14 protein-coding genes are annotated in these 17,219 nt (G+C 62.3%); 5 read left to right on the top strand and 9 right to left on the bottom strand.

All coding sequences use genetic code 11. The features are described from left to right. Positions 1–133: 133 nt before the first annotated feature. Together JVX98_RS31730 and JVX98_RS31735 are read left to right on the top strand one after the other, a co-directional pair. Positions 134–1,840 (top strand): ShlB/FhaC/HecB family hemolysin secretion/activation protein, encoded by a 1,707-nt coding sequence (locus tag JVX98_RS31730; RefSeq protein ID WP_205239750.1) that lies wholly within the window; start codon positions 134–136, stop codon positions 1,838–1,840. A 10-nt stretch (positions 1,841–1,850) separates the two neighbouring features. Further along, a complete protein-coding gene (locus JVX98_RS31735; RefSeq protein WP_205239751.1) occupies positions 1,851–5,405 on the top strand; it encodes an MBG domain-containing protein in 3,555 nt (1,184 codons plus the stop codon). 5 nt (positions 5,406–5,410) lie between these two features. Here the strand turns inward: JVX98_RS31735 and JVX98_RS31740 are convergent, their stop codons facing one another. From JVX98_RS31740 to JVX98_RS31750, 3 genes are all read right to left on the bottom strand, one after another. Continuing rightward, positions 5,411–6,358: a GNAT family N-acetyltransferase gene (locus tag JVX98_RS31740; protein ID WP_205239752.1), complete on the bottom strand. Its 948-nt coding sequence runs from the start codon at positions 6,356–6,358 to the stop codon at positions 5,411–5,413. Next, positions 6,355–6,660, bottom strand: a complete 306-nt coding sequence (locus JVX98_RS31745; RefSeq protein ID WP_205239753.1) for a hypothetical protein — start codon at positions 6,658–6,660, stop codon at positions 6,355–6,357. The genes JVX98_RS31740 and JVX98_RS31745 overlap by 4 nt, the downstream gene beginning before the upstream one ends. A 114-nt stretch (positions 6,661–6,774) precedes the next feature. Beyond that, positions 6,775–8,523 carry a GNAT family N-acetyltransferase gene (locus JVX98_RS31750; protein WP_205239754.1) on the bottom strand — a complete coding sequence of 583 codons (1,749 nt, stop codon included), beginning with the start codon at positions 8,521–8,523 and terminating at the stop codon, positions 6,775–6,777. A gap of 180 nt (positions 8,524–8,703) precedes the next feature. Here JVX98_RS31750 and JVX98_RS31755 point away from each other — a divergent pair, with 180 nt between their 5' ends. From JVX98_RS31755 to JVX98_RS31765, 3 genes are all read left to right on the top strand, one after another. After that, a complete protein-coding gene (locus JVX98_RS31755; RefSeq protein ID WP_205239755.1) occupies positions 8,704–9,060 on the top strand; it encodes a Nif11-like leader peptide family natural product precursor in 357 nt (118 codons plus the stop codon). Positions 9,061–9,153: 93 nt separating this feature from the next. Beyond that, positions 9,154–9,534, top strand: a complete 381-nt coding sequence (locus JVX98_RS31760) for a hypothetical protein (RefSeq protein ID WP_205239756.1) — start codon at positions 9,154–9,156, stop codon at positions 9,532–9,534. 54 nt (positions 9,535–9,588) lie between these two features. Then, on the top strand, positions 9,589–9,906 hold the full coding sequence (locus tag JVX98_RS31765; protein WP_205239757.1) for a hypothetical protein: 318 nt from the start codon (positions 9,589–9,591) through the stop codon (positions 9,904–9,906). Between the two features lie 210 nt (positions 9,907–10,116). Here the strand turns inward: JVX98_RS31765 and JVX98_RS31770 are convergent, their stop codons facing one another. From JVX98_RS31770 to JVX98_RS31795, 6 genes are read right to left on the bottom strand one after another with little or no spacing between them, the layout of a single operon-like run. After that, positions 10,117–10,647 carry a cyclic nucleotide-binding domain-containing protein gene (locus JVX98_RS31770; RefSeq protein ID WP_192448846.1) on the bottom strand — a complete coding sequence of 177 codons (531 nt, stop codon included), beginning with the start codon at positions 10,645–10,647 and terminating at the stop codon, positions 10,117–10,119. An 11-nt stretch (positions 10,648–10,658) separates the two neighbouring features. Beyond that, positions 10,659–12,743 carry an ATP-binding cassette domain-containing protein gene (locus tag JVX98_RS31775; RefSeq protein WP_205239758.1) on the bottom strand — a complete coding sequence of 695 codons (2,085 nt, stop codon included), beginning with the start codon at positions 12,741–12,743 and terminating at the stop codon, positions 10,659–10,661. A 2-nt stretch (positions 12,744–12,745) separates the two neighbouring features. Beyond that, positions 12,746–14,905 (bottom strand): NHLP family bacteriocin export ABC transporter peptidase/permease/ATPase subunit, encoded by a 2,160-nt coding sequence (locus tag JVX98_RS31780; protein WP_205239759.1) that lies wholly within the window; start codon positions 14,903–14,905, stop codon positions 12,746–12,748. Further along, positions 14,902–16,155: an NHLP bacteriocin system secretion protein gene (locus JVX98_RS31785; protein ID WP_205239760.1), complete on the bottom strand. Its 1,254-nt coding sequence runs from the start codon at positions 16,153–16,155 to the stop codon at positions 14,902–14,904. Before JVX98_RS31785 ends, JVX98_RS31780 begins: the two co-directional genes overlap by 4 nt. Before the next feature lie 5 nt (positions 16,156–16,160). After that, on the bottom strand, positions 16,161–16,823 hold the full coding sequence (locus tag JVX98_RS31790; RefSeq protein WP_205239761.1) for a FecR domain-containing protein: 663 nt from the start codon (positions 16,821–16,823) through the stop codon (positions 16,161–16,163). Then, complete coding sequence (locus JVX98_RS31795) at positions 16,820–17,134, bottom strand: tetratricopeptide repeat protein (protein ID WP_205239762.1); 315 nt, start codon at positions 17,132–17,134, stop codon at positions 16,820–16,822. The genes JVX98_RS31790 and JVX98_RS31795 overlap by 4 nt, the downstream gene beginning before the upstream one ends. Positions 17,135–17,219: the final 85 nt, after the last annotated feature.

Genomic DNA, 17,219 nt, shown 5'->3' on the forward strand with positions numbered 1-17,219 from the left:
GCCCGTCGGCCCGTCCCGGCGCCCGCAAACTATGAATCCTGAACAAGAGCTATGAATGCCGGGCGGGTGCATTGCCGTGCGCATCGCCTCCATGTCAGCGGATGGGAAACGTCGATCTTCGAAAGGTGTGCCCGTGTCGCGCGTCGTACTTCTCGGACTAGCACTTGTCGCCCAATTTTGCTTTCCCGCGCTTGCCCAGGATGCCGGCGCGCTCCTGCGCGACCGCGAGCAGCAGTCCGTGCAGCCGCGCGCTGAGCCATTACCTGCGGACGTCGAAGACGTCCGCGCCGAGGCAAAGCGCATCGAGCCCGGCGGCATCACGGTGAAGGTCAACCATCTGATCTTCTCAGGCAGGACAAGTCTGCTGTCGCCCGAAGAGCGCACCCGGCTTGTCGAAGCCGCGGCCGGGAGAGCCTTCGACCTTTCCGGTCTGCGTGACCTCACGTCAGAGGTAACCCGGCTTGCCCAATCGAAGGGGCATCTGTTTGCGCGGGCCTTTCTGCCTCCACAGGATGTGACCGAGGGTGTCGTTGAGATAGCCCTCATGGAAGCGCGCGTGGAAGACGTCGGTTTGGTGCGGGTCGGGTCCGTTCGCGTTCGGGACGAGGTCCTCAGAGGGATCGAACAACGTTATCTCAACGATCGCGCGTCAATGACAGAGCAGCAGCTGGAGGCAGCGCTGCTTCAGATGAACAGTCTACCGGGATTGAAGGTTCGCGCCAGCGTGGAAGCGGGAGACAATCCGGGCACCTCCAAGGTTTCGATCGGCATTGAGGAGGTCCCGCTTTTTGCGGGACAGATCTGGGCGGACAATTTCGGTTCGGCAAGCACCGGGAAACCCGAAGCCAATGCGCTTTTTAGTTTCAGCGACCCCTGGGGATACGGCGAGCAATTCCGCCTCCAGAGCGTCGCCTCGCAAGGAATGGTCTATGGCCGCTTTTCCGGAAGCGCTCCCCTCGGCACTGGGGGCACTTTCGTGAATGGTGCCTACAGCTATCTGACCTATCATGACGTCACTGACACCGGGCGCGCGGCGGGCCTGGATGGAGACGGGCATCAACTGGTGCTCGGTCTCACCCATCCTGTCTTTCGCGACCGCGCCACGGAACTGTCGCTGGGTGGAGCCGTGACGGGCAAGGCGCTCAGAAACGGTTCGGCGGCAGGGGAGCTCGACGACAAGCGCCTTCTCACCGGCACGCTGTCGGTGAGCGGTATCGATAGGGATTTCGACGGGACGACGAGCTGGGGACTGGACGCCACCTACGGCGCACTTGACCTCTCCCGCGTCACAAGCTCGGCGGCAGCCGACGCGGCGGGCCTCAAGACGGAGGGCGGCTTTGCTCGCTTCAATGCCCGGATTGAGCGCCAACAGAGCCTGGCGGACCGATGGACGTTACTTGCCCGTGTTAGCGGTCAATGGGCGTCGAAGAACCTCGAATCGTCGGAAGAAATTGCGCTTGGCGGGCCCTACGGCATCCGTGGTTGGCCGGTCGGAGAAGCCTCTGCCGACACGGGAGCGATTGGCACGCTGGAACTACGCCACGATCTTCCGGTTCCCGAAGAGTGGGGCCAGTTGCAGTTGGGCGGCTTCTTCGACAGCGGATACGCGAAAATCAATGCGCGCCCAAGAGGCGTCACGCTTTCCACGGCCACCGGAAAGAACGAATACGCGCTCTTTGCCGCGGGGCTCACTCTCGACTGGCAGCGCGAGAGCCTTTCGCTGACGGCGGGCTGGGGCATGGGGCTCGGCGACAACCCGGGCCGCAGTGCCAATGGCACCAATGTCGACGGCGGGACGGGGCGCCATCAGCTCTGGTTGTCGGGCCGTATGAGGTTTTAGGAGGAACGAGATGAGCAATCGTTGTTCGAGCGTCCTTATGGCGCTGCTTGGCAGCACGGCGCTGCCTGTACCGGCCCTTGCAGGTGAATTGCCGACCGGCGGGAACATCGTTTCGGGGTCGGGCAGCATTTCCACGCAGGGTTCGACACTCACGGTCCACCAGACAAGTGACCGCCTGGTCACGAACTGGAACAGTTTCTCGATCGGTGGCACCAATTCGGTGGTCTTTCAGCAACCGTCGTCCAGTTCCGTTGCCCTCAACCGCGTAACCGGTGTGGAACCGAGCCACATTCGAGGTGCGCTCAGTGCAAACGGCCAGGTCTTCCTCGTCAATCCCAACGGCGTGGTCTTCGGGGCAGGGTCGCAGGTGAACACTGCGGCGCTTGTTGCCTCCACCCTCGATATCGCCGATGGTGACTTTCTGGCTGGGAAATACACGTTCTCCGGAACGGGTGGCAGCATTGCCAACGACGGCAGCCTCAACGGCAAAGTCGTGGCCTTGATCGCGCCGGAAGTGACCAACGCGGGTACCATCACCGGTGATACGGCCCTGGCGGCCGGCACGAAAGTGGGATTGGATTTCGGCGGCGATGGACTGATCTCCGTCAAGGTCGAAGAGTCGACCCTTTCCACCCTGGTCGACAACAAAGGCGCCGTAAAGGCGCCAGGCGGTACCGTCATCTTCACCGCAAAGGGCGCAAGCGCGGCCAAGGCGTCGGTTATCAACAATTCCGGCACGGTCGAAGCCAAGGGCATGGTCAACAAGAATGGCCGCATCTTGCTCCTCGGTGACATGGAAAGCGGTTCAGTGAAAGTCTCCGGGACCCTCGACGCATCGGCCCCGGATCACGGCAACGGCGGATTCATCGAAACCTCCGCCAAGAAAGTTACAATTGCCGACAAAGCCAGGATTACGACCCGCTCCGCCCACGGTAAGTCCGGTCATTTTCTGATCGATCCCACCAACTATACGATTGCAGCCTCTGGCGGCGACATGACCGGCGCCATGCTGACAAGCCTGCTTGCGAGCAATGGCTCGGTGACCGTGCAATCCATAAGCGGGGGCGCGGGCACGGAAGGTGACATATATGTCAACGACGCCGTCAGCTGGGGCAATGGCAGCACGCTGACGCTGGAAGCTCAAAACGATATTGTCGTGAACGGTGCACTCAACGTCACCGGAACCGGCGGCCTGGTTTTCAGCTACGGGCAGGCAACACCGGTCCTCAACAACACCTCGACCTACGTGGTCAGGGGAGAGGTCAATCTGGCGTCGACAGCGTCCTTCCAGACGAAACAGGGGTCGGATGGAACGGCCATCAACTATTCGATCATCAATTCGGCCGCGGAATTGCAGGCGATCGGCGACGCGTCGAACCTTGGCAACACTCCGGGACACTACGTGCTCGGGTCCAACCTTGACCTTTCCTCGATCAGCAATTTTGCGCCGATCGTGAACATCAGCGGGACACTCCAGCCGGAGGGTCGGGACGCCTTCGTCGGCATCTTCGACGGGCTGGGCCATACGCTTTCCAACCTGAGCATCAACAGGCCGACCCTTGAGGGCGTAGGACTGTTTGGATTCGTGGGCGGCGACGGTGTGATCCGCAATTTCACCATTTCAGGCGGAAATGTCACCGGCGGCTATACCGTCGGTGCCGCGGCCGGCATGGTTTCAAGCGGAGGGTTCGGCGCAAACGAAGCGCAAGTGGTCAATGTCGGTGCCCAAGGCGTCACAGTTACATCCAACAATGACGGCGCAGGCGGGCTGATCGGTCGTAACAGGGGCATTGTCAGCGGTTCGTACGCGACTGGCAACGTCGCGGCGAATGGTGCGAGCGGCTTCGGTGCTTCGGCGGGCGGGCTCGTCGGCATCAATCAGGGATCGATCGCCGATTCCTATGCCACCGGCAACGTGACTGGCGTCACCCGCGCAGGCGGGTTGGTGGGAGACGACATCGGTGGCGATGTTGCCAATACCTACGCGACCGGCGCGGTTTCCGCCGCAACGGCCGGGGGCTTGATCGGGGAAGCTTCGGGGACGACGATTTCGAACAGCTACTTTCTCGATACCGGGCCCGACAACGGTTCCGGGCAGGCGATCACGAGCGCTCAACTGAGAACGCCTTCAACGTTTTCCGGTTGGAGCATGGCATCGAGCGGCGGGCAAAAGACGATCTGGCGAATCTATGAGGGGCAGTCCGGCCCCTTGCTTTCAGCATTCCTGAGGCCAATCACCGTTGCCGCCAATTCGGGCACCGCGGTCTACAGCGGTAGCACCCCGTCGTTCGGCGTCACATATGCCTCCTTTGCAGGAGCGGTCGACTTGGGTCTCTTGATGGGAACAGCGATAATCGGAGGGGGCGGCAGCAATGCCGGCAACTATACGATCACACCCGAAGGGCTCTATTCAGGGCAGGCCGGCTACGACATCTCCTACGTTGCCGGTTCGCTCTCGATCACGCCGGCGGCGCTGACGGTGACGGCCAATGGCGACAGCCGTTCCTATAGCGGAACCGGCTATACCGGTGGCAACGGCGTCAGCTACTCTGGCTTCGTCAATGGCGAAGACGCCTCGGTGCTGTCGGGCTCGCTCGTCTATGGCGGTTCGGCGCAAGGGGCGAGGAACGCCGGCAGCTATGCGATCTCGGCCTCTGGGCTTACTTCGGGCAACTACAGCATTTCCTATGTCGACGGTTCGCTCTCGATCACGCCGGCGGCGCTGACGGTGACGGCCAATGGCGACAGCCGTTCCTATAGCGGGGCCGGCTACGCCGGCGGCAACGGCGTCAGCTACTCTGGCTTCGTCAATGGCGAAGACGCCTCGGTGCTGTCGGGCTCGCTCGTCTATGGCGGTTCGGCGCAAGGGGCGAAGAACGCCGGCAGCTATGCGATCTCCGCCTCTGGGCTTTCGTCGGGCAACTACAGCATTTCCTATGCCGACGGTTCGCTGTCGATCACGCCGGCGGCGCTGACGGTGACGGCCAATGGCGACAGCCGCTCGTATAGCGGGGCCAGCTATACCGGTGGCAACGGCGTGAGCTACTCTGGCTTCGTCAATGGCGAAGATGCGTCGGTTCTGTCGGGCTCGCTCGTCTATGGCGGTTCGGCGCAAGGGGCGAAGAATGCCGGAACCTACGCCATATCGGCCTCCGGATTGAGTTCTTCAAACTACGCGATTACGTGGGTGAATGGCCTATTGAGCATTTTGCCAGCCGCAGCAGTTCCAACCGCCACCCCCTCACGACTGCCGCTTTGGCCGCAAACCACATCGTCGCCTTCTCCGCTTGTCACCGACGTCGGTCTGCTTCCCGTTCCGGTCAACTTCATCGGTGATCTGCGCCGCGATCCGCTGCTGTACCCGCACGGTGGCCGGACGCTTCTTGTCACCACACGCCCCGATCCGGCGGGGGCCAACATTGTCACATTGCCGCGCACGGTCGCTCCGACCGAGGAATTGTTGGTCGGGCTGGAAAAATCAGCAGGTGGCAAGACCGGTCGCTTGACCCGCTTTACCCAGGATGCGCGCGGATGCGGGTGCTTGATGAGGGATGAGGTGAACTGACCGGCCTACAGGCGTTTCAGCGACAACAGGCGAATGTCAGCCCTGCACTCCGTGGCGAGGCTCGGTCCATCCTGGTTTGCCTCTCCCTTCCATTGGAGGGGCAGCAGGCGCCTTTCCATGAAGCGATACATGGACGTTTCGGGAAGCGTCCAGTAGATCGCCACACTATCGCCGCCGAGCCTATCTGCCTGCCGTGTGCAGCTCTCGACCATGCCGCCGACCAGGTAACCACGACGTTGGAATCGGGGCAAAACGTAACCAAGTGGATAGGACACCCGACGGTCGTTTTCCTTGCGACCGACGATCCAGCCTGCGATATCGCCACGGTGAAAAAGCGCGAGAGAGAAATCGAGGGACGTTTGATCCAGATGGGCGTACGGCCGCCAGTCCGAGTGGATCTTTCCGGACGCAAGCGTCTCCTCGATGACAAGATGGTCGACCTCGGACAGGCTTCGCCAAGGCACTGAGCGGAAGCCATCTCGCTTGAGACGTTCAAGCAAGAAAGACCATTCTCTCGCTGCATTGGACACGCATTTCACCTCGGCGCTCAGGGTGTACTCGCTGAGGCGTGGCGCTTCAAAGCCGCAAGCCGCGAGCAAGCGCTCGAACGCAGGTCGCGATGTCAGGCGACCGGGGTAAAGAGCGAACATCTCCTCAACGCTCTGCTTGCGCGCCTGGGCTTCGGCAAGGGCAACAAGGATTCGGCCAATGCCGGTGCCGCGGGACTGTCGGGCGACAGCAACCGAAAGCAAGCGCCGACTCCTTTTGCCGCCCTGCTCGTGGATTGCGCCCATTAGCGCCAGCCCGACTGCGCCTCCACCAGCCTGCCGGGCGACGATCCCCTGCCAGTCACAAGCCGTAGACGACCAGTATGCCCAGAACCTTGGGTAGCTAAGGGTGCGGAAATCCTCCTCCGGTTTATCAAGCACTTCAAAGACCAGTGGCTCCGTCAAATCCGCTGAACCACGGTTTTTTCCCGCGCCGAAGTCGAGGGATCCAACAGTCCGGCTGTCACAACCTCCAGTTCGTCGTCGCTGAGTTCACCGGCCGTTCGCCACTCGGCCGCAAGACGCATTCGCCCGTCAGCCTCCTCCTGACGCACCTCCATATCCGCCGGCAGCGTCAGTCCCAGCGCCTGCTCGACGGCCACTCGGGCGTCTTGCCGGGCGGCGTGCCGAAATTCTTCGTCATAGTCGACGAGGTCCTGCAATGCGGCGAGTGCACGGCGGAGTTCCTCGGAGGTGAAGGCGGGCATGGCGGCTGTCCTGATTTCAGTCTTTAGAATATCTGCCAAACCAGCCGATATGCGCGCAACAAACTATGAGGCATCGGCAAAGACTATGAAATTGCTGACAGGCGGACCGAAGACCTAACCGGCCTGCCTGCGTGCGAGATAGCGAATTTCGAGATAGCCGCCGGGCCGTTCAAAGCGTGTCTTGGCAAGTTGCGGTGGATGGAGGAAGGTGCCGTCCAGGAGCGGTCGAAGGCGGGTTTCCATGAAACGGGCCATATCGGAGCCGGCACTTGCCCAGTTTACGCAGACGCTGTCTTCCCCAAGAAGCGCGGCTTGGCGACGGCAGGCTTCGTAGAGCCCAACGATAAGAAACCCGTACTTGCGATAGGGTGGAAAGAGGCACCCGCGCCGATAGTGCACGCAGAGATCGCCGTCGCGTTCGCCGATGATCCAGCCGACGATCTTCTCCCGATAGCGAAGAAGGAGCGAAAAGGCTTCGTTCCCGTCCTTGAGAAAGAGATCCGGATGCCATTCGGCTGGGGCTTCACCCGATCGGATCGCCGCATCGATTTCCACGCGGTCGGCGTCGCTGACGTCGGTCCAGGCGGACATGGAGAACCCTTGCCGTGCCGCACGGGCGAGAACCGGCGCCCATTCTCGCTCCGCTGCGCGTACCCACTTCGCCTGGCCGACGATCATGTATTCCATCGGCTCCGGACTGGTCCAGCCGCAGGCGGCAAGGGTCCGCTCGAAATGCGTGCGGGAGCCCATGTGATGCGAATAGGTCGTAAACAAGGTCGGCGTGCCGCTTTCACCCGCAGCTTCGGCCGAAAGGGCAAGAAGGCTCTTCGCAATGCCCCGACGTCTATGCGCACTATCGACGGAAAGAGACAAAAGCCGCCGCCCCAGGCCGCCGTCAACAGTGATTGGCTCGGACAACAGAGCCAACCCGACAATCTTAGAATCGGTCCCGCGGGCTGCGATCGCGAGCCAGTCCGGGCGCCTCATGGACCAGTGAAACCAGAAGCGGCCGTAGGTCAGCGGCATGCAGCCGGGCTCTGGCCCCGCCAGGGTTTCAAGCGTGAGACCATCCGCACCGCGTCGTACCAATCGAACCGGCGGCGGAGCGATGACGTCGCCCCAGGCCATCAGATCATTCAAACGCAGATCGAGGTAGAAGCTGGCCGTTGCGGCCAGGCCATCATCGACGGCGTTCCTAGCCATGACGATGTCGACAATGCGGCATTCGGCTTCACCAAGGCGCGTCAGCATGGCCGGTGACCGGGCGTCGCTGCCCCTTGAAAGGGCGTCCGCCCGTCGCGCGGCAGATGAGGGAAGGCGGAGCGCCGTGATGAGCGCATTCAACCGGATAGCGTAGAGATCTGGTGCATTGAGCGCCCGCCACTCGCTACGCTCGGACCTTGGATCCGCAGGTACGATGCGCGGCGTGGGCAGGTGACGCAAAGGGGCGAATGCTTTCGCATCGCCGCTGGCAATGATTTGTGTCGCAATGCCATGGCCTGCAAGGCGCCTGATTTCCGCCGCCAAGGACATATTGACCTCGCTGCCTTCGATCCGGAGTGTGAGCATATGCAAGCCGGCGTCCGCTGCGGCCGCAAGCAAGTTGTCCTCCGGCAGGGGCAGGGTGGTTTCCGCGAGGAAAAGGAGCAGGGGGCGGCCGTCCAAGGATTGAGCCCCTTCTAGGCGTTGCCACAGGACGAGATCACCCCACAGATTGTCGTCCTGGACGAGGGCCCAGGCATGCGTCTGTCGAATGCGGTCTATCTCCGACCGGAGCTGCGCATCCGTGAAATCAAGAATGCCTTTCAAGGCCGTCCATGCTTCGGGTAGTGCTGAGGGCAGGGCATCGAGATCGGTGGGCATGGCTGATCCGTGGAGTGGATGACATGCCTCGATCATAAGGGGGCCCCGCAAAGGCGTCCTGACGGCCGAACTATGAATAGCAGAGCACGACTATGAATGGTCTGCGTCCCGTTTCAATTTCCATAGCACCTGCCGTCTTGTCATAGCCCGCAGCGCTTTTCACGACGCAGCGCATCACCAATGATCCTGGCGATCGGCAAACACGCCGAGCGATCCGAGAAAGGACCCAACATGACCAATGGCGATAACGTTCGCTTCTATGCCGCCATCCGGGGTGACGCGGAGACCCTGGCACGACTTGGCGCGGCAACGAGCGAAGCGGAGCTCATCGAACTCATCATGGACGAAGCACAGTCGCGTGGCTTCGAGCTGACTGCCGATCTTGTTCGTGCAGGTCTGTCGGATCTTGCCGGCTTGATGAGAGAAGCTGCAAACGGTGAAGAACTGACGGAGTTGGAACTCGAAATCGTTTCCGGCGGCACCATGTTTTCGAGCTTCGTCGAGCACAGGACGACCAAGACCCTCAGTTGCAAGTGAACGACCGCGGCCACGGTGATCGGAACTGGCTCCCGAGCAAGCCGGCAAGGCGCTCCTTCCAATCATCCTCCCCGTGGGAACCGTGCCGAGTCCATGGTCGAAGATCTGCTCGGGGCTCCAATCCGCCTGCAAGGCCACCCAGAAAGGAATTTACCGGTGACAGACAAACAGACAGTCCAATTCTACGCCGCGATCCGCAAGGACACCGAAACCCTCGCCCGGCTCGGTCAAGCAACGAGCGAGGCAGAGCTCGTGGAGCTCATACTCGATGAGGCAAAAACGCTCGGCTTCGTGCCGACGGTGGAACTCGTCAAGGCTGGTCTCGATAACTTGCCAGCCATTATCGAAGAGACCTCGAAGGGGGATGAACTCAGTGAGATGGAGCTGGAGATCGTGTCGGGCGGCTTAGGGTTCAGCGCCTTTCTCTTCTACAACGACCGGGACCGTCCTTCGACGCCTGCGTGCAAGAAATGAGCAATTCGTGGTTCATGCACGCGCTGAAGCCATTGATTGAAGAGGAGCGTACCGATGACTGATACACAAGGCGTTCAATTCTATGTCGCGATCCGCAAGGATCCTGAAACGCTCGATCGTTTCGCGCAGGCCGGGAGTGAAGCGGAGCTAATTGAGCTCATCATGGATGAGGCCGAGAAACGCGGCTTTGCTTCGACTGAGGAGCTTGTGAGGTCAGCTCTTTCAGACCTAGGCACCATCGTTCAGCAGGCAGCGGGCGGGGACGAGTTGACGGAGATGGAACTGGAAATCGTCTCGGGTGGCTACGGACAGGTCCGAGGCCCGACCGATTCGTGTGGTCGCCCCCACCAATCCGTCGCCAAGCGCGGTTGACCGTCTCGCCACGCTCTTCATGAGAGCCGTCTTGGCGCGGCGGTGCCCAATACCGCGGATCTGGCTTCCAGGTCCGCGGTTCTTGTTGTTAAACCGTTGCAGGGGCACCAATCGAGCGCACAGTGGCCGGGGTCCGCCTTTGGTCGCATCAAATGGCCCCGCGAGGCGGCTTGCGCCAGCGAACTCAAGGCCGATCTCGCGGGATCGCTTTCAACCCTTCAATACGTCCATCATGCGGGTGAAGCGCTCGCCGGCAAGCGACACGCCTTCAAGCACGGCGTCATCCAGTTCGTCGGCCGTCTCATCCGCGATGCTGCCGCTCTTGCTGCCGTAGCCGAGCCGTCTCACCGTTCCTCGCAAGCGGTCGGAAAGGAATGTGGCAAGGGCCCGGTAGAATCGCATGCCGAAGGCCGGGTCCCGGGCGATATGCGCTTCGATGGCGGCCTTGCTGACGGAGAGAACCTGAACGTGGCCGCACGTGACGACCGAAGCCGAAGGCGGGGCTCTGTCGATGAAGCTCATCTCGCCGACGACCTCTCCAGGCAGCAGGCGTGCGACCTGGCCGACACCCCGAATTTCAACATCCAGTTCCCCGGTGAGCAGCACGAAAAGTGCCGGCACAGCCTCGCCTTCGTTGATCAGAAGATGGCCAGGCGGCAGCAGGCGTCTTTCCCCTGCTCGCGCCAGCCATTCGACATCCTGGTCGGTGAGTTGGCCGAGAATATAAAGTACCTTTCGCATGCTGCGGATCCTTAGAGCTGTTGTCTTTGCGCAAGCCGCGCGAAGGCGCCGCCCTTGCGGATGAGGTCGTCAAACGTGCCGTCCTCGACCAGCCGCCCGCGCTCCATGACGAGGATCCGATCCGCACGCCTTATGGTCGACAAGCGGTGCGCCACCATGATGCGTGTGGCAGGAAGCGTGGCCAAAGTGTCCATCACCAGGGACTGCGTCACGTTGTCGAGAGCGCTCGAAGCCTCGTCGAGCAGAAGCAGGGCCGGGTTGTTGATCAAAGCGCGGGCGATCAGGAGCCGTTGGCGCTGTCCTCCCGAGAGACTTGTCCCTCCCGATTGCATGACGGTGTGATAGCCCATTGGCATGGCGTCGATGTCGCGATCGAGCCCCGCCATCGTTGCGGCGCGACGGGCCTCATCGACCCCGCGTCCGCTCGCACCGACGATGTTGGAAAGGACGGTTCCGGAAAGGACCTGGCCGTGCTGCAGCACCACGCCGATCTGTCTGCGCACGGATTCGGCACGCAAGGTCGCCAGCGGCTGGCTATCGTATAGGATGTCACCACCCTCGGGTATGTCGAACGCCATCAGCAATCTCAGCAGGGTCGACTTGCCGCTGCCGGAGGCCCCGACAATGGCCACGAAGCTTCCTGGTGGAATTTCGAGGCTCAAGCGATCGAGTACCAGGGGCGTCTCTGGCGTGTAACGGAAGGATACCGCATTGAGGCTGATGCCGCCCAGGAGCCTGCCCGCGTCGCGCGCGAGGCTGGCAGCCTCGGGCGGTGCCTCGAGAATGGGCTTGGCACGTGAGAGATGTGGCAGAGCTGAAAGCAGCTGCGTTGAGGACAGAGCGGTCGCCGTCAGCGCCTCCATGAATTGGCCAAAGGCGGTCGAAAAGGCAATCAAAGTGCCGGCGCTCATTGCCTTGGCCGCGTCGCCTGCGGCAAGCGATTGCTGCAGGAAATAGGCGGCAAGGCCATAGACCACGAGGTTTGCCAGGAGCGGGTAAGTATTCGAGAACACTTCGGTAAGATTGCCCCAGGCGAGTTCGCGATGCCGGAGGCGCAAAAGCTTCGCATAGTGCGAAAGCCAAACATTGAAAGCTCGTCCTTCAGCTTGTCCCGCGCGCAGCTTCGCCATGCCGCAAAGCATCTGCAACGTCAGGCCGCTGATGCCGTTCTCGACCACCGCTTGTCCTGCTTTGACCTGCCTGCGGGCGATGACGGTTAGAGCGCATGCGCCGAACAAGGCCAGCAGCACCGCCACGGCCGCCAGTCTGGCGTCATAGAAAAAGAGAAGTATCAGGCTTGGTATTCCGGTTGCCACGCCCATGAGCACCTGAAATGCGGAGGCCGAGGCGATGGCGCGCGCCCTTTGTATGCTGAGGGCTCTCGTGGTCAGATCGCCGACGGTGAAGGATTTGAAGAACCGGGGCGAGAGCCGCAACAGCCGGTCGAACAAGGCCGTCTGCGCGCGCGGATCGAGCCGGCCCTCCATCTTCAGTGCGGCCCATCCCTGGAGCGCGGCGAAGGCGGCGCTCCCAAGTGCGGCGGCCAGCAGCAGGAAGCCGATCTGCAGGATCGATGGGATATCCGCCTGCGGGATGGCGTTGTTGAACATTAGTTGCGTGACGATGGGCAAAAGCACGGCGAGCAACGCGCCGGCGGTGGCCATGGTCGCAATGTGGAGCAGGTCGGCCCGACTGCCCGCAGTTGCGAAGCGCGCGAGCGCGCGCCATTCACGGGCGTCCGGTGGAAGGGGAGCATGCAGCAGGAAAGCCTCCCCCTCCAATTCTTCGGCAAGCGCTGCGGTGACCGGATGCGAGCCTTCCGTCGTAACCAAGCGGTAGCCCGAGAACGGCCCGGGGATCAGCGCCGCGTCCAGTCCCCTGAAGCGCGCCAGCATCGCGCCCTGGGAGCTTCTGTGCCAGTCCAGGCGCAGTTGAACCTTGCGGAGACGGATACCCGCGCTGGCGAGGATTTCTCGCGCGCTGCCGCCGGCCCGGGGCGGCATCGGCACGCCGATGGACGCCAGCAGCGATCCGCATATTCCTTGCGGAGGGGCCGGGCCGTCGATGACAGCGGCGGCGACATTCGAAATCGACATGACTACTGGCTCCGTACCAGACCTGCGTAAACACCTTCGAGGGCCATCAGTCGGTCATGATTTCCTCGCTCGATGACACGGCCGCGTTCCAGCACCAGGATCTCCTCGCAATCCCGGATGGTGGAGAGGCGATGGGCGATGACCAGGCAGCTGCATCCGCGCCGCCTGAGATTGGTGTCGACGAGTTGCTCGGTGAGAGCGTCGAGGGCGGAGGTCGCCTCGTCGAGGATGAGAAGACGGCTGTTGCGGGTGAGGGCGCGGGCGATCTCCAGCCGCTGCCTCTGGCCTCCCGAAAAATTCGTGCCGCCTTCAAGGACGCGCGCCTCGAGCCCGCCGCGCGCCATGACCTCCGACAGCAGCTCGGCGTCGCGCAACGCATCCATCAAAGCGTCGTCGGGGAGGCCGTCATCCCAGAGGGAAAGATTGTCGCGCACGGTTCCTTCGAAAAGAAAAGTGTCCTGGTCGACATAGGCTAGAAGCCGAGCCTTCGTCGCCGGATCGAGCGCAGCCAGGGGATGACCATCGATGCGTATTTGACCCGTCCAGGGAACCGTCAAGCCGGCCGCGAGACGTCCGACCGTGCTCTTGCCTGAACCGGAGCCCCCCACCAGCGCAACGCGTCGCCCTGGCTGAAGGTCAACCGAGAAATCGTCAAGTATGGGTGCTGACAGGGGCGCATAGCCGAAGGAGACATTCTCGATCGTCATCCGCCCGGATGGCGTTCCGGTGAGGTGAACGGGCACGCATGGCTCTGGCATCGGATAGCGGAAAGCGTCCTGAAGCTTGGAAAGATCGGCTCTGGCCGCCTGCACCTGCGTCGAAAGCTGGGTCAGCCGCGCGATCGGCGTGGCGTAGCTTCCAAGCAGGGTCTGGAACGCGACGAGGTCGCCGGCCGTCATCGCTCCCTCCAGCACCCGAAACGCGCCCAACACGAGTACAAGCGCCGTGGTAAGGCCGGAGAGAAGTTTCGGGATCACCTGAACGAGCTGTGACGCGGCCATCTGCCGCTGAATGGTCTTCAGCGCATTGGCCTGATAGCCGGACCAGGTGGCGAACGCGTCGTCCTCTTCGCCGTTCGCCTTGATCGTCTCGATCGCTGAAAGAGTGCCGACGGTGGCTCCCTGCAACTTGCCTGCAGTAGAGGCTACGGCAGCGCTGTCTTCCTCGGCGCGTGTCGTGTTGAACCAGACGGCGACGCCGTTTGCGGCCGAAAGCCCGATCGCCAGTGCCGCAAGGACGGGGTCGTAAAGCAACATGGCCACGCTGAAGAAGATGACCGAGATCAGGTTGAAAGCGCTGGTTGCGAGATCGCCCGACAGGAGCCGCGCCATGCGTTCGCCCGCCTCGACGCGGTTCATGAGGTCGCCTGGCTGACGTTGCAAGAAGAACGCAAGTGGGAGCCGCAGCAGGCGCTCGAAATAGCGGGACGAGGCCACCGCCGCGAGCTTGGCTTCCAGCCGCGCCAGATAAAATTGCTGGACGTAGGTGAGGCCGCCGCGGATGACGGCCGTCAAGCCCATGGCAATGAGGAGAGGGGCGAGCCAGCTTTGCGCCTGCCGGCCGAAGATGTCATCGACGAGAACCTTCGAGAACGCGGGTATGACGAGCCCCGGGATCGCCAGCAGAAGGCTTGCGAGCAGAACCATCATGAGCCCATCTCGGGCACCCGAAAGTCGCGCGCCCAACATGGGCAGGAGTCTGGGGGGCGTGCCTTGCCGCACGAAGTCGGGGCCAGGTTCGAAGGCAAGCAAAACACCTGTGAACGCCGCGTCCACTTCCTCGCGCGAAAGAACGCGGCGGCCCTGGGCAGGATCGTTGATCAGGTAGCGGCCGCGCCTTATGCCTTCGAACACCACGAAATGGTTGAAGTTCCAGTGAAGAACGGCGGGCGCGCGGATATCGGACAGCTGGCCGACCTCCTTGCGGAACCCTTTGGCGATGAAACCGTGGCGACGCGCGGCCTTGAGAATGTTGCCCGCATTGGTTCCGTCTCGGGCGACGCCGCACTCCTCTCGCAACTGCTCCAGCGGCACCCAGCAACCGTAGCAAGCCAGAACCATGGCAAGCGAAGCGGCGCCACATTCGACGGCCTCCATCTGCAGAATGGTCGGCGTTCTTGCGGTTGTTTTCGTTCGGGTGCCTGCCACATTCCAACGGCTCATGGCTCTAGGCTCAACCATTTGCGCAGCGCAGGAAGCACGAGATCGATCGGACGACGACGTTCATAGGTGATCTCGGACGCGACGGTCGTGCCCGAGGTGATCACGATGGGGGGAGACTTGCCCGAGGTCCACGCCCACCGACCGTCCTCATCGATCTGCAGCTTCAGTCGGGCGACATAGGGCTGACTGCCGGCCGCCAGTTGCTGAACCAAGGCTTGGTTGGAGATCCAGGCTTCCAACCCGTTGGCTGCGACCGGATAGTCGGAACGCTCTAGGACCTCGCCGCGAATGCTGCCCCACTCCTCCTTGCGCACGGCGTCGGGCGTGATGCGCGCCCTCATCCCCTTGACCACCTTCTTGCCATCGGCGGTCTGCAGAAAGACCAGGGCCTCCAACCCACCACCGTTGGTTTCGATCGAAACGATTTGCGCGCCGGCCGCCACGACCGATCCTGCCGCCTGCTTGACCGCCACCACGCGGCCCGCCACCGGTGCGGTTATGAGATTTTCCTGCTGCATCCGCGCCTCGGTCAGCGCCCTGCGCCGTACCGCATCGTTGTGGGCCGCCTCCAGTTCCTTGAGGGCCGTTTCACGCGAAAGACGCAGTTCGGCGAGATCACTGTCAAGTTTGGAGAGCGCCAATTCGACGTCGCTGACTTGCTTTTGCGCATTGGCGAGCGAAACCCTCTGATCCTGGAGACCGCGCGCGGACACAACGCCCTTGATCTGCAGTTTCTCGATACCGGGCATCGACTTTACCAGCCACTCGGCGTGCTGGCGGGATGCTTCAAGGTTGGTGCGCAAAGCCGCTTCCTGCTCTGACTTGATGGCCTCGCGACTGCGCATCTCATCGAGAAACAAGGACTGGCGCCGTGCCAGTTCCCCGCGCTTTTCTTCGATCTCCTGGTCGAGGTTCAGCAGCTGACGTTCGCTGCCGGCCTGTTCGATCCGGCCGACCACCTGTCCCTTGGTCACGACCTGTCCCTGGGTAGCGAGGATCTCCATCAGAACGCCGGAGGCCAACGTCATGGCTTCCTGTACCCGCCCCTCGCGCACGACCAGGATCCCCTTGCCCGAAATATTGGACGGCAAGGAGCCGAAAACGCCCCACAGCAGCGCGCATAGAATGAGGAAGCCGAAGACGGCGATGCCTGCCCACCCCCTCACGCTCACGAGCGGAAGTGCCGTGTCCAACTGCTCAGGGGAAGAAAGACGGTCAAGCGCCGCCTGCCGAAAGATTTGTCGGGACATGGCAGCTATCTCGCAGGCAGCTTGCTGCGGTCGATTGGGACCTCCGCCAATTGATCGGTCTTCTTCGGCCCGCGGTCGAATTGACAAAGCAGATCGTCAATCTCGATCGAGGAGAGCGGCCGAGCCGTGCGAGGCGCGTGGCCCGGCTCCGCATCGATGGCCGTACCCTGCTTGCGCGTCGAACGCGTCACCCCGTTTCGGCGCAGTGTCAACTCTTCGCCGTAGAGAAATGCCGCCGAGACCGAGTGGTCGGGCTGAACGGTCAGGAACGCGATGCCGCCGCGAATGCCCATCGTCGCAGTGCCGGCCGAAATGGTGACAGGCTGCTCCTTGGAGAGCTTGCCGCCGACAAAGCGAAACACGCCCTTGGTCACCGACAGCGCAATCTTGCCGGTGCTTCGGTCGGGATCGTAGACGAAGGCGTCGAGCACGACGTCGCTGCCGGGGCCGATGGAAAAGGCGCTTCCGTCGGCAAAGAGCAATTGCGCACGGCCTTCCGCTCCAGTCACGATCCGCTCGTTGGCGCGCACGGCCGCGTTCAGATGGATGATCCTTTCGCCTTCGCCGACCACGGTTGGCTGAACCGCCGCTGCGGTACCAATGTCGCGCGCGACGGACGGCTGCGCCAGCGACAGTAGCAACAAAGTGCAGACGAGGCGCCGGTTCATGGATTGGACCGATCGATGACGCGCAGCCGATCAAGCGCGATCCGCTGCAAGGACTTGGGAGCGCTGTCGTTGCCGGCGACCGTAACATAGTAGATCCGGGCGGCCTGTTCCGAGTGAATACTCTCGTAGATTTGCCCGAGCCTCAGCTGCGCGCTCGCATCGCCCGGGAAGGCGATCAGGCGGCGTTCCAGGACTGCAATCGCGCCTTCCGGGTCATCGCGTGCTTCGAAGAGTTGCGCCGCCGAGAGCGCGTCCTCGGCAACGGCGGGGGCAGCCAGCAGTGTGGCCATGAGCAGAAGACGGTAGCGCATGAGATTCCATCGCAAGGATTGATTGCCTCGCAATCTAGACGGCAGGCGTTTTCACGCTCAACGCGTGAAAACTATGGGCGGGCCT

Origin of the sequence: Ensifer sp. PDNC004, assembly GCF_016919405.1 — a bacterium.
In the GTDB taxonomy this organism is placed as follows: Bacteria; Pseudomonadota; Alphaproteobacteria; order Rhizobiales; family Rhizobiaceae; genus Ensifer.

Bases quoted from the DNA above. Each gene is read 5' to 3' on its own strand.
- JVX98_RS31735 (WP_205239751.1), top strand. From the start codon at position 1,851: ATGAGCAATCGTTGTTCGAGCGTCCTTATGGCGCTGCTTGGCAGCACG.
- JVX98_RS31745 (WP_205239753.1), bottom strand. From the start codon at position 6,660: ATGCCCGCCTTCACCTCCGAGGAACTCCGCCGTGCACTCGCCGCATTG.
- JVX98_RS31750 (WP_205239754.1), bottom strand. From the start codon at position 8,523: ATGCCCACCGATCTCGATGCCCTGCCCTCAGCACTACCCGAAGCATGG.
- JVX98_RS31755 (WP_205239755.1), top strand. From the start codon at position 8,704: ATGATCCTGGCGATCGGCAAACACGCCGAGCGATCCGAGAAAGGACCC.
- JVX98_RS31760 (WP_205239756.1), top strand. From the start codon at position 9,154: ATGGTCGAAGATCTGCTCGGGGCTCCAATCCGCCTGCAAGGCCACCCA.
- JVX98_RS31765 (WP_205239757.1), top strand. From the start codon at position 9,589: ATGACTGATACACAAGGCGTTCAATTCTATGTCGCGATCCGCAAGGAT.
- JVX98_RS31770 (WP_192448846.1), bottom strand. From the start codon at position 10,647: ATGCGAAAGGTACTTTATATTCTCGGCCAACTCACCGACCAGGATGTC.
- JVX98_RS31775 (WP_205239758.1), bottom strand. From the start codon at position 12,743: ATGTCGATTTCGAATGTCGCCGCCGCTGTCATCGACGGCCCGGCCCCT.
- JVX98_RS31780 (WP_205239759.1), bottom strand. From the start codon at position 14,905: ATGAGCCGTTGGAATGTGGCAGGCACCCGAACGAAAACAACCGCAAGA.
- JVX98_RS31785 (WP_205239760.1), bottom strand. From the start codon at position 16,155: ATGTCCCGACAAATCTTTCGGCAGGCGGCGCTTGACCGTCTTTCTTCC.
- JVX98_RS31790 (WP_205239761.1), bottom strand. From the start codon at position 16,823: ATGAACCGGCGCCTCGTCTGCACTTTGTTGCTACTGTCGCTGGCGCAG.
- JVX98_RS31795 (WP_205239762.1), bottom strand. From the start codon at position 17,134: ATGCGCTACCGTCTTCTGCTCATGGCCACACTGCTGGCTGCCCCCGCC.